The organism is Neobacillus drentensis, assembly GCF_036962765.1.
Taxonomy (GTDB): Bacteria; Bacillota; Bacilli; order Bacillales; family Cytobacillaceae; genus Neobacillus; species Neobacillus drentensis_C.
Window position 1 is genome coordinate 947 of record NZ_JBALOS010000448.1, and the last position, 236, is coordinate 1,182.

Genomic DNA, 236 nt, shown 5'->3' on the forward strand with positions numbered 1-236 from the left:
ATCTGGGACAGTACAAATAGCTAATGGTGCTAAATTAACTGTTGAACCTGGGGTAACTATTATAGGTAATGAAAAAGAAATTAAAGTTTTCGGAGACTTTGAAGCAGTTGGCAGCCACGATTCAAAAGTAACATTTAACAAAGTATTTATCAGTTCAGGCATAACAGAACGTAATAAGCCCACGCATATTAATATTGAATATGCAAATTTTAATGGAGGTAGTTTATCCATTAATC

The 236-nt window shown here is 33.1% G+C and carries 1 protein-coding gene; it reads left to right on the forward strand.

All coding sequences use genetic code 11. The annotated features are described in order from the left end of the window. A partial coding sequence (locus tag V7137_RS30575; protein ID WP_335701546.1) for a hypothetical protein occupies window positions 1-236 on the forward strand: 236 nt, incomplete at both ends.